Origin of the sequence: Synechococcus sp. MU1655 (genome assembly GCF_023630655.1) — a bacterium.
In the GTDB taxonomy this organism is placed as follows: domain Bacteria; phylum Cyanobacteriota; class Cyanobacteriia; order PCC-6307; family Cyanobiaceae; genus Synechococcus_C.
Genome location: NZ_JAKUHK010000222.1, coordinates 1 through 3,409, shown reverse-complemented (window position 1 = coordinate 3,409; position 3,409 = coordinate 1). Strand labels below are relative to the sequence as shown.

The following is a 3,409-nucleotide window of genomic DNA, read 5'->3' as shown; positions in this document are numbered from 1 at the left end:
CCAGGTCCTGGGTAATAGGGAACAAAACCAAAGGGTTTGGTGGCCGCGGCTCGGATCACTTCATAGAGATCGATCCCCATTCGATCCGCAAGCGGCTTGAGTTCATTCATCAAGCCGATGTTCACGGCCCGGTGAATGTTCTCCAAGAGCTTGGTCATCTCAGCCGCCTGGGTGCTGCTCACCGCCACCACCTCAGCAATCGCCTGTTCGTATAGCGCCACTCCAACTTCACTGCAGGCGGCCGAACTTCCGCCCATCACCTTGGGGATCGTGGCCGTATTGAAGTGCGCATTGCCAGGGTCTTCCCGTTCCGGCGAATACACCAAGAACACGTCTTCACCCACCGTGAACCCACGTTGCTCGATCAGGGGGCGTAGCTCTTCTTCCGTGGTGCCTGGATAGGTGGTGCTCTCGAGGCTCAGCACTTGACCTTCACGCAAATGCGGAAGCAGCGCCGCCATCGTGGCGCGAATGAAGCTCAAATCCGGCTCACGGTATTGATTCAGCGGCGTGGGCACACACAGGATCAGAGCATCGGCTTCTGCAGCCCTGGCGAAATCGGTGGTGGCCTCAAACCGTTGCTCTTGCCTGGCCTGAGCCACGCGCTCACCATCAATGTGCTCGATGTAGCTCTGGCCTTGATTGATGGAGTCGGCTTTGCCTTGATCGATATCAAGACCCAACACCCCGTAACCCACTTCTGCATAGGTGAGAGAGAGCGGCAGGCCCACATAGCCCAAACCCACAATGCCTACAAGAGCCTGACGGGTGCGCAGCTTTTCTAGCAGCTCAGCCTGATGAGAGTTGCTGGAAGACATTTGAGTCATGCTGCTGCAGAAGTCGAGATGTTTTGTAGTGCGCTCGAAAGAGAATCCACCACCCGGTCTTGGTCATCATCGCTGAGCCAAGGATGCATGGGCAGGCTCATTACTCGCTCACTGGACGCCTGAGCCAGGGGGGTGTGCCAACCCTGGCTTGAGCCACTGTGCACTCGACGCAGCGCTGGTTGTTGGCTGAGGAGGGTGGGGTAGTGCACTGACGTGGGAACCCCCCTCTCTTTGAGCGCGGCCTGCACCTGAGCCCGCTGGTCCACTTGCACGGTGTATTGGGCGTAGACGCTCGTGTTGCCTTCCGCCAGTTGGGGTGTAGAAGTAATTCCGGCAGCCTGGAGCTTGCTGCTATAAGCAGCTCCGATACGGCCGCGCGCCTTAACCTCTCGCGCAAAGTTGGGCCACTTGCCCAGCAAAATTGCAGCCTGCAGAGTGTCAATCCGGCCATTGACGCCTATATCTGTATGGAAATAGCGCCGCGCCTGGCCGTGCCGCGAAACCCGGCGCATACGGTCGGCCAGTTCGGGATCATCGGTAAAGCAAGCTCCGCCATCGCCATATCCTCCGAAGGGTTTCGAAGGGAAAAAGCTTGTGGTGCCGATCGTGCTCAGGCCGCAGCTTCGGCGGCCATGCTGTTCGCTGCCGAAGCTCTGGGCACCGTCTTCGATCACCGGCAGACCATGGCGCTCGGCAATCGCATTGATGGCAGGAAAATCAGCCGGCTGGCCATACAAGCTCACCGGAATGATCGCCTTGGTGCGGGCGTTGATCGCCGGCTCCAGCTTGTCTGGATCAAGGTTGTAGGTAGCCGGATCAATATCCACATACACCGGCATGGCACCTAATAGGGCGATCGTTTCGGAGGTGGAAATGAACGAGAAGGGTGTGGTGATCACCTCGTCGCCGGCCTGTATTCCCAGGGCCATCAGAGCGATCAGCAGTGCATCGGTGCCACTGGCCACCGCAATGCAGTGATCCACACCCACATAGGCGGCAAGGGTTGCTTCCAGCTCCACCACCTCGGGCCCTAGGATGTAGCGGCCGTGATTGAGCACTGCAGAGATGCGCGCATCCACCGCTTCACGGATGGTTCGCCCATCCGGCAGTTGCTGGCGTTGTTGCGCCGCTAGATCAATGAATTGCATCGCTCAGGCGGGAGAGTGAGTGAGATTGTGCTCGACAAGTTGGTAGGTGTCACCGGTGTGGGGGCATGTCCATGAACCGGTTCCAGTAAGAGGAAGATCCACCCGCTCGCCATATGCACTCATCCAGCCAATTTGCTTAGCCGGCACCCCCACCATCAAGGCAAAGGGCTTCACATCTCGATTCACAACTGCGCCCGCCCCCACGAAGGCATGGTGACCAATCCGGGTTCCACAAACGATCGTGCAATTAGCGCCAAGCGTCGCCCCCTTCTCCACCACCGTGTCGCGGTACTCATCCTTCCTGCTTACCGCCGACCGTGGGTTGTAGACATTGGTGAACACCATGCTCGGCCCACAGAACACATCGTTTTCCAGAGTCACATTGTCGTACACAGAAACGTTGTTCTGGATCTTCACGTTGTCGCCGATCCGTACGCAATTCCCAACGAACACGTTCTGTCCAAATGAACAGCGCTCACCGATCACAGCCCCTGAGCTGATGTGTACCCAATGCCACACCCGGCTGCCGGCAGCAATAGTGGCGCCTTCGTCCACGATTGCAGTGGGGTGAATGTTGGTGCTGGGGTCAATGGTCATTGCTTGCGTTGAACGGGGGGCTGATCAATCAAGGACAAAGCTCTAAACAGATGTACATCTGAAAGAAGAATTCATTGATAATTCGCTTGGTGTGAAGGCATGCCGAACTTGCCTTCAGTCACAGCGGAAGGGAGCGAAGCTCAACCGTCTCGCTTGTGAGGTGATGAATGCAAGGTTGGCATGGCATCAATGCAGGGCTGAAGAATTTTCGGATGGGGTTGGACGGTTTGATTATTTTCGCAGCCATCTACACCTATGCGATCAAAAAAAGGGGGGTGCATGCTCATTAATGTAAATGCCATCACTATTGACACGCTTGCGTTACGGAAAAGATGCTCTGGTACGCCACCCCCTCCCCAGAGCTGTGTCACTTCCTCACCCAGCTTCAAGTCGTACGTTCGCGTCCCCTAGGGTTGATAGACGAGAGGGCAAGTGGAGAGGGAGGTAAGAGATATCCGTGAGCTGATCTTGCTCAAGAAGTGCGCCTTCCTTAAAGACTTCAGCGGTATCTCAAGAGAGCACTCCTGCAGATGATCACCGCCCAATCAATGGAGGCGACAGGAACTAATAACAAGGGCAGTTGTGGTTTCGTTTGGGCAAGGCGAATCGATCGCCTGCCTACATGACCAATTGGTTATTGCGATCTAGTCCAAAAACGGTATCCCACCCTTCCGCATGGGCACGAAGATCGGGGATGGTTCATAACGCAACGCAAATCCACCGTCTATGGCAACAGCAACTCGTCAATAGAAGCCATCAGCTACAGCCGATCGGCATGGCTCAGGCGTGACGGATCTACGAACAAATCGATATCCGAGCCTGGCCGCTGTAGACCTA

At 56.4% G+C, this 3,409-nt stretch carries 3 protein-coding genes; all 3 read right to left on the bottom strand.

Translation table 11 applies throughout. The features are described 5' to 3' along the window. Positions 1-818: nucleotide sugar dehydrogenase (locus NCN04_RS09645; RefSeq protein WP_250395948.1), on the bottom strand; the 818-nt coding region annotated here is incomplete at its 3' end. Positions 819-823: 5 nt separating this feature from the next. After that, positions 824-1,975, bottom strand: coding sequence for a DegT/DnrJ/EryC1/StrS family aminotransferase (locus tag NCN04_RS09640; protein WP_250395947.1), 1,152 nt, complete (start codon positions 1,973-1,975; stop codon positions 824-826). 3 nt (positions 1,976-1,978) lie between these two features. Further along, the gene (locus NCN04_RS09635) at positions 1,979-2,572 is read right to left on the bottom strand and encodes an acyltransferase (RefSeq protein WP_250395946.1); all 594 of its coding nucleotides are present in this window, start codon (positions 2,570-2,572) and stop codon (positions 1,979-1,981) included. Positions 2,573-3,409: the final 837 nt, after the last annotated feature.

What these genes read in the sequence shown, in the direction of transcription:
- NCN04_RS09635 (WP_250395946.1), bottom strand. Translation starts at nt 2,572, where the DNA reads ATGACCATTGACCCCAGCACCAACATTCACCCCACTGCAATCGTGGAC.
- NCN04_RS09640 (WP_250395947.1), bottom strand. Translation starts at nt 1,975, where the DNA reads ATGCAATTCATTGATCTAGCGGCGCAACAACGCCAGCAACTGCCGGAT.